We start from the raw sequence: 19,750 nt of genomic DNA, 5'->3' as shown, positions 1-19,750 counted from the left end.
TAGTGAACGCATAGCTGTACCTTTGAGTAAACCTGCTTTTAACTATCACCTGTCTATGAAAATTATTGAATGTCCCCGCGATGCAATGCAAGGCATACAGGCGTTTATCCCAACCGATGTAAAGGCGAAGTATATCAACCAACTGCTGCAGGTCGGCTTCGACACGATCGACTTCGGCAGCTTTGTATCGCCAAAAGCCATCCCCCAGATGCGCGACACGGCAGAGGTGCTGGAGCGGCTGGAGTTGGAGCACTCAGCCTCTAAACTGCTCGCCATTATCGCTAACTCGCGCGGGGCCGAGGATGCGGCCAAGTATGCGCAGATAGATTACCTGGGCTTCCCGCTGTCGGTGTCGGAGACGTTTCAGCAGCGCAACACCAACAAAAGTATAGCCCAGGCTTTGCAGCAGCTGGCCGAGATCCAGAACACGTGCCAGAAGTATGATAAAACGCTTGTCACCTACATTTCCATGGGCTTTGGCAATCCGTATAACGACCCCTGGGATGTGGAAACAGTGATCCGGTTTGTAGAGGAGCTGGACAAACTGCAGGTAAAGATCGTCTCGCTGTCGGATACGGTGGGGGTGGCCACGCCGGAGAACATCACCTACCTGTTCAGCCACCTGATCCCGGCTTTCGAGCAGATAGAATTTGGGGCGCACCTGCACACCACGCCCACTACCTGGCAGGAAAAAGTAGAGGCCGCATACCAGGCGGGCTGCCGCCGCTACGACGGTGCCCTGCGCGGCTATGGCGGTTGCCCCATGGCCAAAGATGAGCTGGTTGGCAATATGCCTACTGAAAATTTGGTGAGCTTCTTCGAAAATAAAGGCTTAAATTTGGGCCTCAACAAAGACGCCCTGCAAGCCGCGATGGCCGAGTCGGGAGCTGTTTTTCTATAGTTTATGGCAAGCAGAACAATAGTAAATATATTCGTGCCGTGCTTCGTGGACCAGCTCTTTCCGGATACGGCCATGAACATGGTGAAGGTGCTGGAGAAGGTAGGCTGCGAAGTGCGCTACAACCCCAACCAGACCTGCTGCGGACAGCCCGCCTTTAACGCCGGTTTTTTTAACGAGGCGCGTGAGGTGGCCGATAAGTTTCTGGATGATTTCTCCAACGAAACCTCCCACTACATTGTGGCCCCTTCTGCCTCCTGTGTGGGTATGGTGCGCAACGCCTACCAGGATATTTTTGTGAAGTCGTCGAAGCTGGTAAAGTACAGGGCCATGCAAAAGAAGGTGTATGAGCTGACGGAGTTTTTGACCGATGTGCTGGGCATTACACGAATTGAAGGCGCCTCGCTGCCGGGCAAGTTTACCTACCACGACTCCTGCAGCGCCCTGCGCGAGTGCGGCATCAAGGCCGGGCCCAGGGAATTGCTGAGCCATGTGCAGGGCCTGGAGCTGGTGGAAATGGAGGATAGTGAAACCTGCTGCGGCTTTGGGGGCACCTTTGCCGTGAAGTTCGAGGCGATCTCCTCGGCCATGGCCGAACAGAAGGTGGACAATGCCCTCGCCACCGGCGCCAACTACATCGTCTCCACCGACAGCAGCTGCCTGATGCACCTGGATGCCTACATTAAAAAGCAGAACAAGCCGATCAAAACCATGCACATTGCCGACGTGCTGGCCAGCGGCTGGTAAGTATACAGCATACTTAGAAAGTATAAAGGCCTGCGCAAACTATACTTGCGCAGGCCTTTTTTGTGGGTGTTATACTTGCTTAGCGGCTGATGAAGTAGCTTAGCCCAAAGTTCAAAGAGCTGCTGTTTAGATTCAGTCCGAACTCAGAGTTTTTATAATCTGTATTCTGTTCAAGTTTAAGTTCAGTCTTGTTTTGAGTATAGCCCAAGAAACCAAAGGAGGCAGACAACCCAAACTTGGAAGTGGGAAAGAAAGAGATTCCCGGCGACACTCCTGTCCTAAAGGTGCTGTTGATACTCTCACGATTTTGTGTATCGCCTTCATACTCGGATATAGTTTTCGACTTGCCGAATCCAATAGAGCCGCTCCCTGTAAAAAATATTTTCTCAGTTAAGCTGAAGTATTTTGTGATAAATGGATTTACGTGATACCCGTTCGTAGTGGATTCAACATTAAATGGGAAAGAGTAAGGCCCGCCAGGGTGATTTCCATAATAAATTTCTGTTGATTCGGAAGTTTCCCGCGAATACCTCAGCCCCCATTCCTACAGCTAAGTTATCCTTTATAAAGTAACCTATTGATGGACCAATGTTAAAACTGTTGCTTTTTTGATTAATGTTGTCATCCCTGCTAGTACTGTTGAAACCAAGTGAACCGGATAACTTAACTGTTCCCTGAGACGTCTGCGCAAAGGCACCTGTGCCAAGCAGTGTGAATACTGCGGCAGCTAAAAGTTTCTTCATGTTTGTTTTCATTAAAGTTAGTAATCATAAAAGTATATAAATATTTATATCTAACAAAGTAAATTAGCCTTCCCCATACTTCTGTCCAATCATAAACCATAATATAAGCAGCCCCAATTGCCACAAAGCCGTATAAGCCTCAAAATATTCAGGAGTGGCGGGCATAAGTCATAAACAGAAGGTAACGAGCAATAACCGGCCGCTGCGGCAGTCGCTGAAGGAGTATGCGCGAGGCATTACAGGCGGCCTGCTGTTCAGTTTTCCGCTGCTGTATACGATGGAAGTATGGTGGGCCGGGTTTACGGCCTCACCGCAGCAGCTGCTGCTCTTAGTGGCCGTTACCTACCTGCTGTTGCTGGGCTATAACCGTTTTGCCGGCATGCGGCCCGATGTGTCGTGGCGCAGCGTGATGGTGGACTCGGTGGAGGAGATGGGGATTGGCCTGCTACTCTCGTTTGCCGTGTTGCTCATGCTCAACCAAATCGAGTTCGGGCAGATGTCTACGGATGAGTTGATGGGAAAGGTGATCATTGAGGCCATGGCTGTGTCCATTGGCGTGTCGGTGGGCACGGCCCAGTTGGGCGCAAACGAGGGCGACACAGATGCAGACCAGCTCACAGAGCAGCGGCAGAAGGAGCAGGCGGAGCGGGAGCATAAGGACTCCCTTTACAGGTCGAGGTTGGGCAGCGCGGTGCTGGCACTCTGCGGGGCCATTTTGGTAGGAGGCAACGTTGCGCCAACCGAGGAGGTGATTCAAATTGCCTTAGACTCCACGGCGGGCAATATCCTGACGATGGCGCTGGTGTCCCTGACGCTCAGTGCCGTCATTCTATACTTTAGCGATATCAAAGGCAAAGCCACGGAGAATACCACCGGGCAGCTCTACAACTTCATCTTCGACACTTGCATCAGTTACCTGGTGGGGTTGATGGCGGCGGCTTTCATGCTGTGGTTTTTCGGCAAGTTTACAGGCGTAAGTTTCTGGGTGGGCTTTAGCCAAAGTATAACGTTGGGCGTACTTACCTCGCTGGGGGCCTCCGCAGGTCGGCTGCTTATCAAATAAAGCTGTTTTTATGGGTGATCAAAAACAAGAAGAGGACATTAACGATATCAAAGACCGTAAAAACTGGTTTGAGTGGCTGGTGTTTAGCGTGGGCTTGCTGTTGGTGCTCAGTATCATCGGGTACCTGGTGTACCAGACCTATCACCGTAAAACCTCCTCCCCGGACTTGGTAGCTGAGAGCTACCCGGATCCCAGCCGGTACGCGCCTTACCGTTACCGCGTGGTGCTGCACAACAAAGGCGGTGAGACCGCAGAGCAGGTTAAGCTGGAGGTGGAGGTGCAGGTAGGAGGGGAAGCCATTGAGACGGCTGACCTGGACTTTCCGTTTGCTCCGCAGGAGTCGATGCGGGAGGGGTGGGTGAATTTTGACAAAGACCCCACATTGGCAGACACGGTGAAAGTAAAGGTGGTGAGCTATAAGCGGCCTTAAGTATATTTTGCCTCAGTAAACGCTTAACAATGGGAGGGAGGTCTACAGACAAATATCCGCCTTGTATGGGCAAGGGTGCAGGAGGAGATATGGATCATTGGAAGTATCGAACCATATCCTCCTAAAAAAGAAAAAGGCGCTACCGCAGCAGCGCCTTTTCCCGAAGTATAAAATCCGAAGTATAAACTACGCCTCCGGCATAATGCGCACCACCAGCCCGTCCAGGTCGGGGTTTACGCGTAGCTGGCACGAAAGCCGGCTGGCGTCAGTAGCGTGTGGCAGCGTTTCGAGCATGTAGGCTTCATCGTCGTTCATCTCGGGCAGCTCGCCGCTGGCGCCGCTTTGCAGTACCTCTACATGGCAGGTGGCGCAAATGGCCATCCCGCCGCAAACCGCCTGTATCGGAAACTCGTTTGCTTTCAGCACTTCCATGACCGATAGGTTCATGTCCAGCGGGGCCTCCAGCTCCACGCGCTCGCCGTTTTCCTGCTCTACATATATATTAATTGCGTCTTTCATTTCTGTTACTGTAGTTCCTGTATACCGTTAACGGTGGTATACTTCAATACAAATTTTTTATCCGGGTAAATGATGTTGTAGGCGCTCTGGGCCATCAGGGCAGACTCGTGGAAGCCGCAAAGGATAAGCTTGAGCTTGCCAGGATAGGTGTTGATGTCGCCGATGGCGTATACGCCCGGTATGTTAGTGGAGTAGTCCTCTGTGTTTACCACGATGGCGTTCTTGTCCAGCTCCAGGCCCCAGTTCTCGATCGGGCCTAGCTTTGGCACCAGACCGAAGAGCGGGATAAAATAGTCGGTGTCGATGCGGTAAGGCTCCTTGTTGTCTACCATCACGGTAACTGCCTCCAGCGCTTCTTCGCCTTGCACCTCTGATACGTTCGATTTCAGGATGAGCTTGATCTGGCCTTCTTCTGCCATACTGACCACCTTGGCCGCCGACTCGGGCGCGCCCCGGAATGAAGTGCCGCGGTGCACCAGTGTGAGCTCTTTGCACAAGCCAGCCAGGTATATCGTCCAGTCGAGGGCAGAGTCGCCGCCGCCGGCCAGCACCACGCGCTTGTCCCGGAAAACCTCGGGGTCGCGCACCATGTACTCCACGCCTTTCTTCTCATACTTCTCCAGGCGCTCGATAGCAGGCTTGCGCGGCTCAAATGAGCCAAGCCCGCCAGCTATCACCACCACCTTACAGGCTATCTCGGTGCCCTCCACCGTACGGACGATAAAAGAGCCGTCCTCCTGTTTCTCCAGGTCCTCCACGCGCTCACCCAGCGTAAAGGTTGGGTGAAATGGTGCAATCTGCTGCTCCAGGTTCTTTACCAGGTCGCCGGCCAGCACTTCCGGGAAACCGGGTATATCATAGATCGGTTTTTTAGGGTATATCTCAGACAGCTGCCCGCCAACGGCAGGAAGCGCGTCTACCACGTGGCAACGCATCTTGAGAAGGCCTGCCTCAAACACGGCAAACAGCCCCACCGGGCCCGCGCCCACAATGCATATATCCGTTGTTATGTTATCCATGGTTTTTAGTTGGATTAATGTTAAACTACTGGGGTAAAGGTAGCCACCATGCGGCAGCTTCCATAAGTTTTTATAAGGTTTTTAAGTGAAAAAAGTGCCATTCTAGCACCGGGCTTTATATTTGTTTTGCCTGCACAAGCTCCTGCAGCCGCAGGGCGTTGAAAGCGGCGTAGCCCAGCTGATCGTTGTCGAAGTAAAGGTATACTTGCAAGCCCTTCCGCTGCCACCCTAGGCACTGCTGCGCCCACCACTGCAGTGCCTCCTCCGAATAGGAGCCGGCATACTTTCCGTTAGGACCGTGCAGGCGCACATACACAAAATCTGCGGTAACGTGCAGCGGCGACATGTGCCCGTCCAGTTCATAAATACAAAAAGCGGCATTATGTTTTCGGAGCATGTCTAAAACTTCCGGCATGTACCAGCTGGCGTGCCTGAATTCAAAAGTATACTTGAAGTAGGGTGGCAGGTGAGCCAGAAAATCGCGCAGCCGTGCACCGTTAACTTTCCACCCCGGTGGCAGTTGAAAAAGTATAGGTCCCAACGTATGCTCCAGCGCGTTGGCCGCTTCGAAGAATCGAAGGAGGGGCTCCTGCGGGTCCAGCAGCTTTTCATGTGTGTGATGTAGCGGCTGGCCTTTACCGAAAAGATATAATCCGGAGGCACGGACTTGCGCCAGTTGGCAAAAGTGGAACGGAGAGGGTAATTTATCAATTTGAGCTTAAAACCCCGATCCCTTTCAAGACACCCTCATGTAAACGAACACTACCACGTTCAGCCACCCCCTGACTTTTGGATAATCTCGTTGCTGGCCTCACCAGCTGAGCAGCCGATTTACCATCAGACCACAGTGTGTTCTTTCCAGAAATGATTTTTCAGGTAGCTTCGGTACTTCTTGTAAATCCTGTACGTGCTGATTTGTTTTAGCTGGTGAGATACATCCAACGCTGAAACCATGGGGCCAATGTCAAAGCATAACATGCAGGTGGTTACCATCGCGCTGCATAGCGTCAACGCGATAGCCTTTCTGCTGGCTTGCCTCCTGGATATTCTGCCACGGGTCGTCAGGGATAGAACCGTTCAACAGCTTCTTTCGGTACCTGACCACACATGCGAAAAGTAGCTTCATCATGAACTTAGAATGGTTTTGGGAGAGGGAGGCCTTTTTCCTGCCACCGTACAATAAACGTGCTTGTAGACAGCCTGTTGTAACTCTAAATAGCGTATCTTTGTGCACACATGCTGAGGTCCTACAAATACGCAATGCTGCCTACGCCTGAGCAGCAGGAACAGCTCCAAAGGTTCTTTGGCAGCTGCCGCTTCGTGTATAACCTGGGACTGGAAACAAAGATAGCGGCTTGGCTGCAAGCCAGGAAAAACCTGAGCTGCATCGACCTTGTAAATCAGTTGAAGGAGTTGAAAGACACCGATGCCTCGTGGCTGACTGAATGCCCTTCGCAGACCTTGCAGATGTCACTCAGGAACCTTGACAAGGCCTACTCCTCTTTCTTTAAGGGCGGTGGCTTTCCCAGGTTCAAGAACAGGTACAGCAAACAATCCATTCAGTTTCCGCAAGGCGTGAGGGTAGACTTCGAGCACAACACCGTCTTCCTCCCTAAACTCAAAAACGTATCTGCGGTACTGCACCGAAAGTTTGAGGGCCAGATTAAAACCGTTACGGTCAGCAAGACCAACACGGGCAGGTACTTCGTGAGCATCCTTGTCGAGAACCAAGCGAGCATGCCGGCGAAGAAACCAGTGAACGAAGAGACAACGGTTGGAGTGGATATGGGCGTAAGGTCCTTTGCCACGCTATCTGCTGGCTCCTCTTTCGAGAATATCAGAACGCTGAGAACCAACCTGAAAAGGTTAAGAACCGAACAACGCACCCTGAGCCGTAGGTTCAGGAAAGGCGTCAAAGCGCAATCCAGTAACTACCACAAACAGAAGCTGGTCGTTGCCAGGCTGCACGAGCGCATAGCCAACCAGCGTGAGGACTACCTGCACAAAGTATCCACACAGTTAATCAAGCAGTATGATACGGTGGTTTTGGAAGACCTCAACATTGCCGGTATGATGAAGAACCGCAAGCTGGCGCTGGCTATCGGTGAGGTCGGGTGGCACAAGTTCGAGACAATGCTGAACTACAAGGCTGAGTGGTATGGTAAGAATATTAAGTACATCGGTAGATTCGAACCAAGTAGCAAGTTATGCTCTGCCTGCGGTGCTATCCAGCAGGAGTTGAAGCTGCATCATCGTGAGTGGACGTGCGTTAAATGCGCAACCACTCACGACAGGGATGTGAATGCAGCGATAAATATAAAGGCATTCGGGTTGAGGAACCAACCTGCAAGCGTTAACGTGAGTCAATAGACTGAGCGTTGCTTACCAAGCCGCGACCCCTTCAAGGTAGCGGTAGTTCACAGAACGAGTTGTTGATTTCCACCGTACGGAACAAGCGCGTGTAGTACCCGGTAAACTCCCGCTGCGAGGTTCCTGCCGGGTAAAAGGTGCCCACCCAGTGTTTGTAATGCCAGCCGGATGTGTCAATGTGAATCTGATACTCCATTAACTTTTTAGTTGAAGTATACCCCAGGCACAAGATGATGGTTCACAGCAGGCAGAACGTAAAATCGCTGCAATCTTTATCTGCTTTTAATAGAAGCATAGCAGCAAAAAGATCCTATAGCATACGTAAATAGAGCGCTACGCGATCAATATAGGGAATATATATAGATTGAATACTAAAAAAATAAGGGTAGAATGCCCAAATTAAAGAGTAAGTAGCAGAACAAGCTGCCGTATAGGACGTTTAAAAGAGTAGGTAGAACTTATAATTGCGCATCCACATGGACTCAAACTATTCAAATCAGAGCAAGGCTTTTGGGGGGCAAAGTGCCAGTAAACCAGCGCCTACATCCTTAAGGGAAAAAGAAGACTGGCCGCTATACTATGGCCGTGACCACGGCAGTATGCGAGGTAACGACTACTATGGCACCCAGAGCTTCGCCAACGACTATGCCCGTGGGCAGTTTAGCGCTTCTACCTTTGGAGGTGGCGGCAAGGAAAAAAGGCAGAATGCCAGCCGGGAAGTAGAGTACGAGGAGTTCCCCGACTACAGCAACCGCCCTACATACGGCAGCTTTGCCGGCAGCCGCGCTTACACCAACTTTATGGATTATAACTACGGCTATGCCCGCGAAGGCAAAGGCGCGGCAACCTACAACACCCGCGACAAAGACAGAGCGAGCAATGTGCTTGGTAGCAGGCCCGCGCTCCAGGAAGAGCGGCCCCGGTTCAGGTCGCCAAACCAAAGGATGTACAGCGAAAACGATGGCCGCCGGCGCTAAGGTTAGTGCCGCAAAAAAGAACTCAAGAAGGCCCGCCATTCGGCGGGCCTTCTGTTTATACATCTTCTATCAGGATAACCGCCGCTTCGGAACTTCGTTAAAAAGCGAAGCAATGTATGAATTTAACGTAAAAAGCTATGAGAGACGAACAAGAAGATAAATATTATCATGGTGGCCTGGGAGCCGCCAACTTTAGAAGAGATTTTGACCGCGACACCCGCGACGGCGACTTTGGGCGAGACTATCAGAACCGCTACCGTAACGGAAACAACGCGCAGGACTTCCGCGACAGGCGCGACTTTGATACCCACCGGTTCGAAAATTACCCAAGCCGTGACCATGACATGGAAGACAACTATTACAGCCACTCGCGCCGCCGCAGCCACGACTTAGATGATATCAGGCAAGGGTATGGCTATAGCAGCTTTGGCAGCTCCGCAGGCCCTGAGCACCACAGGAGAGAGGGCATGGAGCGGGAACGACGCGCGCAGCAAGGATATGGCACCGGCAGAATGGGCGGCTACAGCGGCTCGGCCTTTGGAGGCGCGAACTACAGTGCCCACGGCAGTTTTGGAGGGGCTCCGGAGTATGGGGCCATGAGCGGGGGCGGCGGAAATGCCCGGCACGATGTCTCCTCTTCGGGATACGGCGGTGGCCACAGCAACGCATCTATGCACCCCGACAGAAGCACCCACACCGACCGGGGCGAGCCAAACTACCTGGGCAACGACCGAAACCCACGCGAGCGGCAAAGCTACTGGGGCCGGGGGAGCGGCCGTACCGACAGGGGCGGCTACAGAAATGAAGACCCCAACTGGTAACAAAACAGCGCAGCACCTGGCATTCAGCAGGTGCTGCGCTGTTTTTACAGCAACTACAAACTTCCGGTTCCGGATCCTGTTTATATTTGTATAACCAGACCTACAATGAAAAACAGAACAGTAGCCCGCCAGCTTTTCGCCGAGACCATTGATATGGATGGGATGCCGGTGCGGCAGCCTTTCCCGACGCAGCTGGTAGACCAGGTGGACCCGTTCCTGCTGCTGCACCACCACCTAGCCAACATGCCCGAGCACGTGGTACCCCACAAAACAGGCGTGGCGCCGCATCCGCACCGGGGCTTTTCGCCGGTTACGTTCGTGTACCGTGGCGGGGTGCACCACCGCGACTCCAGGGGCAATAACAGCGTAGTATATGAGGGCGGCACCCAATGGATGAACGCGGGGCGGGGTATTGTGCACAGCGAGCGGCCCCCAAAGGATATCCTGGAGCGGGGAGGGGTGCAGGAGATCGTGCAGCTTTGGGTAAACACGCCCGCAGCTCATAAAATGGACCAGCCGGAGTACTTTCCGCTTACGGCCGCTGACACGCCCACCGTAACTGCCGAAGGGGTGGGAATACAAGTGGTGGCCGGCGCATTGGAGCAGGTGAGGGGGCCTATCAAAGCCAAATCGCCGTTGCTGGTGCTGCGACTGGAGATGAAGGCCGGTGCCAGCTATACTTTCCCGATCCCGCAGACTTATAACGCATTTTTATACTTGCTGGACGGCGCTGTGCAGGTAGCGGGCTATGGTTTAGTAGAAGGGCTGCACCAAGTAATATTCAACCAGGATGGAGACAGCGTGCAGCTGACGGCCAAAGCAGACACGCGTGCTCTGCTGCTGGCCGGCGAGCCCCTGAACGAACCTGTAGCCAAGCATGGGCCTTTCGTGATGAACAACCAGACAGAACTGATGCAGGCTATGCGCGATTACCGCATGGGTAAGTTCGGCATCCTGATAGAAGATTGACGGTGAGGTTTTGTGTTCCCTGCACCTGGACTGGTTGTAGAGGTAATAGAGAAGCAACATTGCCTGCAAGTATAAGATGAAAATAACATCCTGCGTCGGTGTTCAGATGTGCAGGAGATTCTGTTTCTTTGGTTTGTCAGACCCGGACAACGGACAATGTAAAAGTATATGGCAAGTAAAAAAATCTATATCAAAAACATGGTGTGCGACCGCTGCAAGCGCGTAGTGGCCGAGGAGCTGCAGAAGCTGGGCTACCAGGTGCTGCAGGTTGGGCTGGGGGAGGCGGAGATTGCCGCAGGCGACAAGGAGCCGAACCTGGAGCAGCTGCGCGAGGTGCTGGAAAGCAATGGCTTTGAGTTGCTGGATGATCGTAAAACCCAGCTGATTGAGAAGGTAAAGCTGGCCATCATAGAGTTGGTGCACCAGGCCGGTGAGCACGACCTGCACATCAACACGTCGGATTACATTGCCGAGAAAGTAGGACTGGACTATAACTACATTAGCTCACTGTTCTCTTCTTTTGAGGGCACCACCATTGAAAAGTACCTAATCCTGCAGCGCATTGAGCGGGTAAAGGAGCTGCTGGTGTATGATGAGCTGAGCCTGAAAGAGATTGCCTACCAACTGGGCTACAGCAGCGTGGCGCACCTCTCCAGTCAGTTTAAGAAAGTAACCGGCCTTACACCAAGCCACTTTAAACAGGTAAAGAGCCAGAAGCGCAAAACCCTGGACAAAGTGCAGGAGTAACTGCCTGGCAGTTTATAATCCCAGTATATTAGATCCATCGCCACGGTTTGGTGCGCTAAGGCAGCCGGAAACCCAGGCTGATAAAACCGCGCCAATCAGCGTGCTTTTCATGCGCCAGCCCCACTGAGAGGGGGCCAAAGTGGGTAAGGTAGCCTAAGGTGGCGCTGTAGCCAATCCGGGTGCTTTTGCCCCGCAGCGTCCGGTAGCCGTTCAGCACGCTTGTGTTGAGGAGGGTGGAGCTAGCCTGCAGGTATAGTTTTTTTCGCAGCGCGGCCTGCAGCCCTACGCCGGTATACAAGAGATTGTCTGTAGAATAGGCAAAAGGCTCGGCCGCCCGGTACTCCAGCATGTTGGGCAATACCGACGTATAGCCACCCACCAACATCTCCTCCCCAATTAGCAGATCGTTTGTCGTATACATCACCAGGCCTTGCCGCAGCATCAGGCTCAGGTTCCGGCGCAGCGGCACGGCCCCATCGGCTTTCAATGCTACTTTAAAGTATGGGTCAGGATTGCGGCGCGCCAACGCCTGCTGCAGCGAGGCGTAGCCCTCATTGGCGCGAACAGTGGTGCGTTGCCCAAACACGTAGCTGCCCAGTAAGGCCGCTTTCCAGCCGCGGGTAGGGTAGAAGTGGCGGTTAAACGTGTTCAGCCTGAAAAATGTAGAAAACGACCAGTTTCGGACCTTCAGCTGCTCCAGGGCGTTCACGTTCATCGTAACAGAATCCAGGTTCAGTTGCCCGGCCACTTTCGGGTACAGGCGCGCCAGTTTATACTCCAGCTGCTGGCCCAGAGTAAACGTGTTATTGGTGGTAGTTTGCCAGCCTAGCGTCGCCAAGTTCATGTTTTGCTGCAATATAGCCACCTTGCTGCCACTGGTGTTAAAAAGCGAAATATCGTTGCTATAATACTGGCTGGCCAGTTTGGCGGCAATCTGATTCCTGTAGCCCATGTACTTCAGGTAGTTTACATCGCTGCGGATGTTCTGCCCCAGGTCCACCTCAGCTACAAACCGGGAGCCCTCCCAAAACAGGTTACGCCGCATAAAATGCACCGTGGCCCCGGCCCGGTTCTCAGAGTCATAAAAAATGGCCGTCTTAAGCACTCCCTTGGCTGCTTCCTCCATGTTGATCTGTACATGGTGGCCACTATCAGCCGGCAGCATGGCATAGGATACTTTGTTAAAGTGCCCGGTGCCGTACAGGATCTCGATACGGTCTTCGATGCCGCTGATGGTGGTTGTCTCCTGCTCGTTGAGGCGCAGCCGGCGGCGCACGATGCGCCGGGGCATGGTGCTGGAGCCGCTAATGGTAAGGCGGGAGATCCGCACAGAATCCTGCAGGTTGCTGATGGCAGGGCGGTGCATGGGCTCCTGAAACGATTTAAAGTATACCGCCAGGGCCCTTAAGCTATCGCCATACTGCCGTGCCACCTGCTCTCCAATATGGATGATCTCTTCGGTGTCTGTAAAACTGCCGGTGCTATACTTGCCCTCTAAAGCAGGTAAGATATCCACCAGAAAATCAGTTTTTTTCTTCTCGCTTTCCAGGTTAGAGGCGCTGGTAAAAAAGGTTGCCTGCACCAGCACATCCAGCATAGAGTTTAAGTTTTTTTCCGGCTCCAGGCCACTGCCCACATTTACGCCAATCACGTAGTCAGCCCCCATGTCCAGCGCCTCCTGCACCGGGAAGTTCTGCACCAGGCCACCGTCAACCAACACGCGGCCATCAATTTTAATCGGCGTAAAAACAGTGGGAATGGCCATGCTGGCGCGCATCGCCTCGGGCAGGAAACCTTGCCGCAGCACCACCTTCTCGCCGGTGGCCAGGTCGGTGGCAACGCAGGCAAAGGGGGTAGGCAGGTGGTTAAAGTCCTGGATGCCGTGCGCGCCGCGCGTGAGCCTGATGAGGAGGTTGTTCAGGGCCTGGCCTTCTATCAGGCCGCTGGGGAAGCTTATCTTCAGGCCATTTACCGGCAGCTCCATCAGGTAGCGGCCGTAGTAGTCCTTTTCCTCCATCGCAATCTGGTTCAGGGGCACCTGGTTGCTTAGCAGCATTTCCCAGTCCTGCTCGAGTGCAATGGCCTCTATTTGGCTGGCGCTGTAGCCAAGGGCGTACAGGGCGCCTACCAAGCTGCCGATGCTGGTGCCGGTGATGTAATCGGGCCGGATGCCAGCCTCCTCCATCACCTTCAGAAAACCAATATGGGCCATGCCTTTGGCTCCTCCTCCACTTAGCACCAACCCAATTTTGGGGCGCCTGCCGGCATGCTGTGCCTGTGCCGCCAGTTTCTCCGGGGCAAGGGCGCTAAGCAGAAGCAGCAAAGTGAGGAGGCAATGTTTCATAGAAAGGCCAGAGGGACTATATAAAAACTGTAAGTGGAAGCACAAAAGTATACTTTGGCTACCGATTCCGAAATATAAACAATTCTGCGTAAGAGGCTAAGCTACGTTAGGGGCGGCAACACATGAAAAAAGGCTGACCTGAACGAACAGGCCAGCCTTATATACTTTCAGAGACGAAACCTAAAACTACGACACCGCCTCTTCTTGCACTTTTGACCCTGCAAAGCCATAGTACATGATGTAGAGGTAGCAAGCCAGCGGCACCAGGAACGAGAGCTGCAGATTGCCGCTAAAGTCGGCCACGGCACCTTGCAGCGGTGGCATCACGGCGCCGCCCACAATGGCCATCACCAGCAAAGAGGAGCCCTGGCTGGTGTGCACGCCCAGCCCTTTAATGGCCAGCGTAAAAATGGTTGGGAACATGATGGAGTTGAAAAGGCCGATTGCGATGGCGGACCACATGGCCACTGCGCCTGTCGCAAAGCTGGTAATGAGCAGCAGCACCACTACGGTAGCCGCAAAAAAGCCCAGCGTACGGTTCGGGATAAAGCGGCCCACCATAAGCATGGCAAAGTTCAGGGCGATCAGGCCCAGGGCGATAAGGGCCTCGTTCAAGCCGTAGGCAAAGTATAGCAAACCGAAAACAATAGCGGCGATGCCGGCAATGATCAGGTATTTGCGGTTGGCGTTTTTCATCTCGGACAGCGCCACGGCGCCGAAGAAGCGGCCTACCATGGCACCGCCCCAGTAAAAGGCCAGAAAGTGACCTGCCTCCGCTTCCTCTAGCCCGGCAATGTGCGGCAATTTAAAGAAATTGATGAGCGTGCTGCCAATGGCAACCTCACCGCCCACATAGGCAAAAATACAGATGATGCCCAGCACCAGGTGGCGGTACTGCAGCGCCCCGGCGCCTGGCTTTATCTCACCATCTCCCTGGATGTGGGGCAGTTTTGCGATTTTTATCAGCAAGGCGATAGCCAGCAGCATGCCCGCCAGGGCCAGGTAAGGCAGTTTTACAGATTCGGCCCCTGTTTCAGCGGCGTTCACCGCCCCGAAGATGAGGTAACCGCCGATGATCGGGGCAATGGTGGTGCCCAGAGAGTTCAGGGCCTGCGTCATGTTCAGGCGGCTGGCAGCGCCGTCTGGCGGACCAAGTATGGCCACGTAGGGGTTGGCCGCAATCTGCAGCACGGTGATGCCGGAGGCAAGTATAAACAAGGCTCCCAAAAAGAAACCATAGCTGTGCAGGCTGGCGGCAGGGTAGAACAGCACGCAACCCACGGCCGCAACCACCAGCCCGACAATGATGCCGTTCTTATACCCAATCCGGAGAATGGGGTCTCCCTTGGTGATGGAAAGTATAAAGTATAGCAGCGAAATGATAAAGTAGGCCCCGAAGAAAGCCGTCTGGATAAGCATCGCCTGCCACAGCTCCAGGGTAAACACCTGCTGCAGCTTCGGGATGAGGATATCGTTCAGGCATGTGATGAAGCCCCACATAAAGAAGAGCATCGTTACGGTAACAAGCGGGCCTGTGTAATTTTTAGTAACCGCGCCTCCCGTTTGCTTGGCGGCGGATGTAATATCGGTAGGGGTAGTACCGGCCATAGTAGTCTGTATTAAAGTATTAGGAATTTATGCAATGAAGGTGCTCAGCTTTGCGCTATTCTTTTATGCCTCGTGTTGGGGCGCTCTAGTAGAGAACCTGTAAATAGTGCGCTGCCGGTACGTCTGGCCCGGCCTCAGGATAGTGGATGGAAAGTTCGGCTGGTTGGGCGAGTCCGGGAAATGCTGCGTTTCCAGGCAAAAGCCATAGTGTTTGGTATATGTATGTCCATGCTTGCCTGTCAGGCTGCCATCCAGGAAATTGCCGGTGTAAAACTGCACGCCGGGCTGGGTGGTGAAGACCTCCAGCACGCGCCCTGATAGCGGCTCGTACACCTCGGCGGCCCTGGCCATCTGCCCGGGTTGCTGGCCCAGCACATAAGTATGGTCGTAGCCTCCCGGCACCTGGTCCAGGTTTTGGCCGATGCGCTGCGGCTGTCTCAGGTCCATCACCGTGCCGGCCACGTCCGCCAGTTCCCCTGTCGGGATGGAGCTATCGTCTACGGGCACATACCGGGTTGCGTTTAGCTGAATCACATGGTCGCGGATGCTGTCTGCTTTGCCAGCCGACAGGTTAAAGTAGCTGTGGTTGGTCAGGTTGACCGGGGTGGCTTTGTCTGTCGTGGCAGTATAATCGATTTCTAGCCCGTTGTCGTCAGTCAACGCATACACCACGGTCACCTCCAGGTTACCGGGATAGCCTTCTTCGCCATCGGGGCTGCGGTAAGATAGTTTCAGGGCGTTTTCCTCGGGCAGTTCCTCTGCTTGCCATACTTTGGTGTTGAAGCCTTCGTTGCCGCCGTGCAGGTGGTTAGGGCCGTTGTTAGTGGCCAGTCGGTACTCCTGTCCGTCCAGCGTAAACCTGCCGTGGGCAATTCGGTTGCCATACCTCCCCACAACGGCTCCCAGGTATGGCCCGTTCGGGATATAATCAGCCAGCCTCTCGAAGCCAAGCACTACGTCCCCTGGCTTGCCCTGCACGTCCGGGGTAAGTATGGAGGTAACGATAGCGCCATAGTTGGTGATTTTTACCCTCAGGCCATGGCGGTTCTGCAAAGTATAGAGGCTGGTTTCCACTCCATCCGGTGTTGTGCCAAAGGCTGATTTCTGTATCGTCATTTTCGTGTATTTCTGTTGCGGCAGACCCGGCCGTACCTGGCTTAGCAGCAAAGTCCGGCTATAAAGTGTGCGTACGCTTGTAAAAACTTTTCAAGATAGGGGGTTTCTGCTAGAAATGCAGCAGAAAAAGGGTGTAATCACGCATTTATCCCTTAGCTGAGGGCAAGGGTGCCGGTAGGGGCTACAGGCTTTATGGGGAGTGCGGGCTCTTCAGCGGTGGCGCTCAGGCTGTTTGCCAAATTACGCACACGTTTGCGTATAGAGGTCTTTTCCTCCTGAGGGGTAGCATGAAATAATTGGTGCAGCTTATCGATCGCTTTATAGGTGAGCTTGTAAACCGATTTCTGGTCTATGCCCATCACGTCGGAAATCTCCTCGTACTGCAGGCCCGTGTAATATTTCAGAAAAATGACCTCTCGCTGCCGCTCCGGCAGCCTCGATAGCAGCTGGTGCAGCCTTTCCCGGTCATACTCCATCGACTGTAAATTGATCAGGGCCGCTTCATAGGATCCCTCCGTGCCTATTTTCGTTTCATCGGAGAGGGGCTCATACCTGCTTTTGAAGGAAGACTTTTTACCCAATTCACAGCGGAAAGCCTTCAGGAGATAGTTTTTTATACTTGGAGGGGTCGACAAGTTTTGCCGGCTTTTCCAGACCTGAAAGAAAACCTGTTGGATCGCGTCCTTTATCATGTCGGGGTCGCTGACGAGGCGTTGGCCATAACGGAGCATCACGGGAGCATAGCGCCTGTACAAGAGGGTGAAGTCTTCCTCACTGCCTTCTCTAAACCTATTCCAAATGTCCAACTCTTCCATGCGAACTTTAATAAAGCACTGCGCCACATCAGGTTCCGGTTGGTGAGCAAGCAATCAGCGTGGCAACCCATGCGGAGGCCAAATTTAGAAAGATTAATATACAATTAAAAGGATACTTGGTTGCACTAAATCCGTGTTAAAACAGCAAGTGCCGTGTTTCGCTGTCAGTTCTTCAACCGATTAAAAAGCGATTTGTTCGGCAATAACTTATAATGAGGCTGATAGCGTATGTTTGCCCTCACTCACTTTAGCAGAGGCGCGAGGGCAAAGCCTTGTGGAACACAGCATGATGTTTTATCCGTAAGCAGAAAAAAAACCACACATGCGCAATTTTATCCACTGGCTTGCTGCCCATACCGGCCTCACCCAAGAATTTTTGGCTGATCTTCTCCACTCACTACTAGTCATAGGGGGTGTGTGGCTGCTTAGCCTTTTTGTGCAGCGCTTCATACACAGGCAGCAGGCAGACCTTCGGAAAAAGTACCAGTGGCGCAAAGCGGCAAACTATACCATAACCGTCCTCACGCTCATCCTGCTGTCCTACATCTGGTTTGATGGGTTCCGTTCTATCGCTACCTTTCTGGGCCTGCTGTCGGCGGGTTTGGTACTGGCCCTGCGCGAGCCGGTGCTAAACATAGCCGGTTGGGTTTTCATTATCTGGAAGCGCCCTTTCCATATCGGCGACCGCGTGCAGATAGGCGACTATGTGGGCGATGTGATCGACATACGGCTTTTTCAGTTTTCGCTGAACGAGCTGCAGGGCTGGGTAAAAGCCGACCAGGCGACAGGCAGGGTAGTGAACGTGCCCAACCTGAAGGTGTTTACCGAGCCCCAGGCCAACTATAACTTTGGCTTCCCCTTTGTGTGGCAGGAGGTGCCGGTGCGGGTAACGTTCGAAAGCAACTGGCAGAAAGCGAAAAGTATACTTTGGGAGGTGATGCAGGCGCACGCTGAGCAGCTGAGCGAGGCGGCCTTGGTGCAATTAAAGCGGCAAACGCAGCAGCACCTGATCTTTTACGACAGCATGGAGCCTAAGCTTTTCACGGCAGTGCGCGAGAACGGCATCGAGCTGACCATGCGCTATGTGTGCAGCCTGACGCGCCGCCGCCAAAGCGAACACCTGATCTGGGAGGATGTGCTGACAAAGTTCCTGGCTGCCCCCGACATTCAGTTTGCCTACCCAACCACGCGCTTTTACAGTGGCGGCCAAGGGCAGGAGCCGCTGCCGACACAGCTTTAATCAGAAATAATTTTACCGCCTTTTACCACGAGCTGTACCTCCCGCAGCTGCCCGATCTCCTTGGAGGGATCACCGGAAACGGCCACCAGGTCAGCCAGCAGGCCCGGCTGGAGGCGGCCCACTTTTGCGGCAAGGCCAAATACGTCGGCGTTCACGGATGTAGCGGAGCGCAGCACCTGCAGCGGCTGCATTCCGTAGTTTACCATCATCTCCATCTCGCGGGCGTTGTCGCCGTGTGTGAAAACACCCACATCGCCCCCCATGCAAAGGGTTACGCCGGCATCGAGGGCGGCTTTAAAGCTTTCGCGCTTTTGCCGGATGCGCTCGGGCTCCGGCTCCTGGCCCTTGCGCCAGCCACTGTACTGGGTAATGGCATCCCCGGCGGCCAGGGTGGGGCAGAAGGCGACGTTATGTTTTTTCATGAGTCGGAAGATCTCCGGTGTGGCGCCGTCGCCGTGCTCGATGGTGGAGACCCCGGCTAAAATAGCGCGGCGCATGCCCTCCGGCGTGGAGGCGTGTGCTACTACCGGGCGGCCGCTGCTCCTGGCGATGGCGACCACCTGCTGCAATTCTGCCAGCGTAAAAGTGGGGGCGGCCTCCCCGTTCGGGCCCCAGCGGTAATCGGCGTATACTTTAATGATGTCGGCGCCGTGCCCGATCTGCTCGCGCACCTCTTTGGTCAGCCCCTCCACGCCATCGGCCTCGGCGGCCCCTAAGGGCACTTCAATATCATAGCTCAGGTTTTTAGGGCCATAGCTGCCCGTTGCCACAATGGCCCTGGTCGCAATCAGCATGCGCGGGCCAGGAACTACGCCTTTTTCTATTGCCTGCTTAAGCCCCACGTCATCATAGCCAGCCCCCTCAGAGCCAAGGTCGCGCACGGTGGTAAAGCCTGCCAGCAGGGTGTTCTTGGCATGTACCGTGGCCCGTGCTACCCGCTCCGCCCGCGACTCTTTCAGTACCTGATCATTCCAGGGTGTCTCGTTGTAAGGGTGCAGAAACAGGTGGCTATGCCCTTCGATGAGGCCCGGCAGCAGCGTGGTACCCGGCAACTCAACTATTTTGGCGCCTGCTGGTGCCTGCAGGTGCGGCCCCACCTTCTCAATTTTATCATCCTTTACCAGTACCTGCCACTGCGCATGCATTGCCTCCCCGTCAAATAGGCGGTCGGGCTTTAGCAGCAGGTATGTATGTTGGGCGTAGGCGGGCTTTGGCAGGCAAAGCATCAGGAGCAACAGAAACGGGAGCAGCAGGCGCATCAGGAATAGCGTTTGTTCGTTTAGCTAAAGTATAAAATCTATGCTAAATTAACACAGCAGCGGCC

The 19,750-nt window shown here is 53.8% G+C and carries 20 protein-coding genes and 1 pseudogene; 10 read left to right on the top strand and 11 right to left on the bottom strand.

Annotated elements, in window-relative coordinates; all coding sequences use genetic code 11:
• Window positions 1-55: 55 nt before the first annotated feature.
• Window positions 56-901 carry a hydroxymethylglutaryl-CoA lyase gene (locus FJM65_RS03375; protein WP_140619391.1) on the top strand — a complete coding sequence of 282 codons (846 nt, stop codon included), beginning with the start codon at window positions 56-58 and terminating at the stop codon, window positions 899-901.
• Between the two features lie 3 nt (window positions 902-904).
• Entirely contained in the window at window positions 905-1,645 is a 741-nt protein-coding gene (locus FJM65_RS03370; RefSeq protein WP_140619389.1) for a (Fe-S)-binding protein, read from the top strand.
• Window positions 1,646-2,097: 452 nt separating this feature from the next.
• Here FJM65_RS03370 and FJM65_RS03365 read toward each other — a convergent pair whose 3' ends face one another.
• Entirely contained in the window at window positions 2,098-2,388 is a 291-nt protein-coding gene (locus tag FJM65_RS03365; protein WP_181163625.1) for an outer membrane beta-barrel protein, read from the bottom strand.
• A gap of 154 nt (window positions 2,389-2,542) precedes the next feature.
• On the opposite strand from FJM65_RS03365, the gene FJM65_RS03360 reads away from it, so the two are divergent.
• The gene (locus tag FJM65_RS03360; protein ID WP_239022806.1) at window positions 2,543-3,451 is read left to right on the top strand and encodes a TIGR02587 family membrane protein; all 909 of its coding nucleotides are present in this window, start codon (window positions 2,543-2,545) and stop codon (window positions 3,449-3,451) included.
• Between the two features lie 10 nt (window positions 3,452-3,461).
• The gene (locus FJM65_RS03355) at window positions 3,462-3,881 is read left to right on the top strand and encodes a hypothetical protein (protein ID WP_140619385.1); all 420 of its coding nucleotides are present in this window, start codon (window positions 3,462-3,464) and stop codon (window positions 3,879-3,881) included.
• A 186-nt stretch (window positions 3,882-4,067) separates the two neighbouring features.
• On the opposite strand, the gene FJM65_RS03350 is transcribed toward FJM65_RS03355, so the two are convergent.
• The 4 genes and pseudogenes from FJM65_RS03350 to FJM65_RS03335 all read right to left on the bottom strand — a co-directional run bounded on the left by FJM65_RS03350 (window position 4,068) and on the right by FJM65_RS03335 (window position 6,548).
• The gene (locus FJM65_RS03350) at window positions 4,068-4,400 is read right to left on the bottom strand and encodes a 2Fe-2S iron-sulfur cluster-binding protein (protein ID WP_140619383.1); all 333 of its coding nucleotides are present in this window, start codon (window positions 4,398-4,400) and stop codon (window positions 4,068-4,070) included.
• Between the two features lie 5 nt (window positions 4,401-4,405).
• Window positions 4,406-5,419: an NAD(P)/FAD-dependent oxidoreductase gene (locus tag FJM65_RS03345; RefSeq protein WP_140619381.1), complete on the bottom strand. Its 1,014-nt coding sequence runs from the start codon at window positions 5,417-5,419 to the stop codon at window positions 4,406-4,408.
• Between the two features lie 115 nt (window positions 5,420-5,534).
• A pseudogene (locus FJM65_RS03340) lies at window positions 5,535-6,082 on the bottom strand (DUF72 domain-containing protein).
• A 301-nt stretch (window positions 6,083-6,383) separates the two neighbouring features.
• Window positions 6,384-6,548, bottom strand: coding sequence for a transposase (locus FJM65_RS03335; protein ID WP_140619379.1), 165 nt, complete (start codon window positions 6,546-6,548; stop codon window positions 6,384-6,386).
• A 107-nt stretch (window positions 6,549-6,655) separates the two neighbouring features.
• On the opposite strand from FJM65_RS03335, the gene FJM65_RS03330 reads away from it, so the two are divergent.
• Window positions 6,656-7,789 carry an RNA-guided endonuclease TnpB family protein gene (locus FJM65_RS03330; protein WP_140619377.1) on the top strand — a complete coding sequence of 378 codons (1,134 nt, stop codon included), beginning with the start codon at window positions 6,656-6,658 and terminating at the stop codon, window positions 7,787-7,789.
• A gap of 31 nt (window positions 7,790-7,820) precedes the next feature.
• Here the strand turns inward: FJM65_RS03330 and FJM65_RS03325 are convergent, their stop codons facing one another.
• Window positions 7,821-7,985 (bottom strand): DUF72 domain-containing protein, encoded by a 165-nt coding sequence (locus FJM65_RS03325; protein ID WP_140619374.1) that lies wholly within the window; start codon window positions 7,983-7,985, stop codon window positions 7,821-7,823.
• A 280-nt stretch (window positions 7,986-8,265) separates the two neighbouring features.
• Here FJM65_RS03325 and FJM65_RS03320 point away from each other — a divergent pair, with 280 nt between their 5' ends.
• The 4 genes from FJM65_RS03320 (at window position 8,266) to FJM65_RS03305 (ending at window position 11,303) form a co-directional block, all read left to right on the top strand.
• Window positions 8,266-8,766 (top strand): hypothetical protein, encoded by a 501-nt coding sequence (locus FJM65_RS03320; protein WP_140619372.1) that lies wholly within the window; start codon window positions 8,266-8,268, stop codon window positions 8,764-8,766.
• Window positions 8,767-8,903: 137 nt separating this feature from the next.
• Window positions 8,904-9,587 (top strand): hypothetical protein, encoded by a 684-nt coding sequence (locus tag FJM65_RS03315; RefSeq protein ID WP_140619370.1) that lies wholly within the window; start codon window positions 8,904-8,906, stop codon window positions 9,585-9,587.
• A gap of 105 nt (window positions 9,588-9,692) precedes the next feature.
• Window positions 9,693-10,556 (top strand): pirin family protein, encoded by an 864-nt coding sequence (locus tag FJM65_RS03310; RefSeq protein WP_140619368.1) that lies wholly within the window; start codon window positions 9,693-9,695, stop codon window positions 10,554-10,556.
• 168 nt (window positions 10,557-10,724) lie between these two features.
• The gene (locus FJM65_RS03305) at window positions 10,725-11,303 is read left to right on the top strand and encodes an AraC family transcriptional regulator (RefSeq protein ID WP_140619366.1); all 579 of its coding nucleotides are present in this window, start codon (window positions 10,725-10,727) and stop codon (window positions 11,301-11,303) included.
• A gap of 55 nt (window positions 11,304-11,358) precedes the next feature.
• Here the strand turns inward: FJM65_RS03305 and FJM65_RS03300 are convergent, their stop codons facing one another.
• The 4 genes from FJM65_RS03300 to FJM65_RS03285 form a co-directional block, all read right to left on the bottom strand.
• On the bottom strand, window positions 11,359-13,647 hold the full coding sequence (locus FJM65_RS03300) for a patatin-like phospholipase family protein (protein ID WP_140619364.1): 2,289 nt from the start codon (window positions 13,645-13,647) through the stop codon (window positions 11,359-11,361).
• Window positions 13,648-13,833: 186 nt separating this feature from the next.
• Complete coding sequence (locus tag FJM65_RS03295) at window positions 13,834-15,255, bottom strand: sugar MFS transporter (protein WP_140619362.1); 1,422 nt, start codon at window positions 15,253-15,255, stop codon at window positions 13,834-13,836.
• Window positions 15,256-15,318: 63 nt separating this feature from the next.
• On the bottom strand, window positions 15,319-16,371 hold the full coding sequence (locus tag FJM65_RS03290) for an aldose epimerase family protein (protein ID WP_181163624.1): 1,053 nt from the start codon (window positions 16,369-16,371) through the stop codon (window positions 15,319-15,321).
• Between the two features lie 152 nt (window positions 16,372-16,523).
• Entirely contained in the window at window positions 16,524-17,186 is a 663-nt protein-coding gene (locus tag FJM65_RS03285; protein WP_140619361.1) for an RNA polymerase sigma factor, read from the bottom strand.
• Between the two features lie 322 nt (window positions 17,187-17,508).
• On the opposite strand from FJM65_RS03285, the gene FJM65_RS03280 reads away from it, so the two are divergent.
• Entirely contained in the window at window positions 17,509-18,426 is a 918-nt protein-coding gene (locus tag FJM65_RS03280; RefSeq protein WP_140619359.1) for a mechanosensitive ion channel family protein, read from the top strand.
• Here FJM65_RS03280 and FJM65_RS03275 read toward each other — a convergent pair.
• Entirely contained in the window at window positions 18,423-19,685 is a 1,263-nt protein-coding gene (locus FJM65_RS03275; RefSeq protein WP_140619357.1) for a metal-dependent hydrolase family protein, read from the bottom strand. The genes FJM65_RS03280 and FJM65_RS03275 overlap by 4 nt on opposite strands.
• Window positions 19,686-19,750: the final 65 nt, after the last annotated feature.

This window comes from Pontibacter mangrovi (assembly GCF_006385705.1).
GTDB lineage: Bacteria > Bacteroidota > Bacteroidia > Cytophagales > Hymenobacteraceae > Pontibacter > Pontibacter mangrovi.
This window is presented reverse-complemented; position numbering and strand designations above follow the sequence as displayed.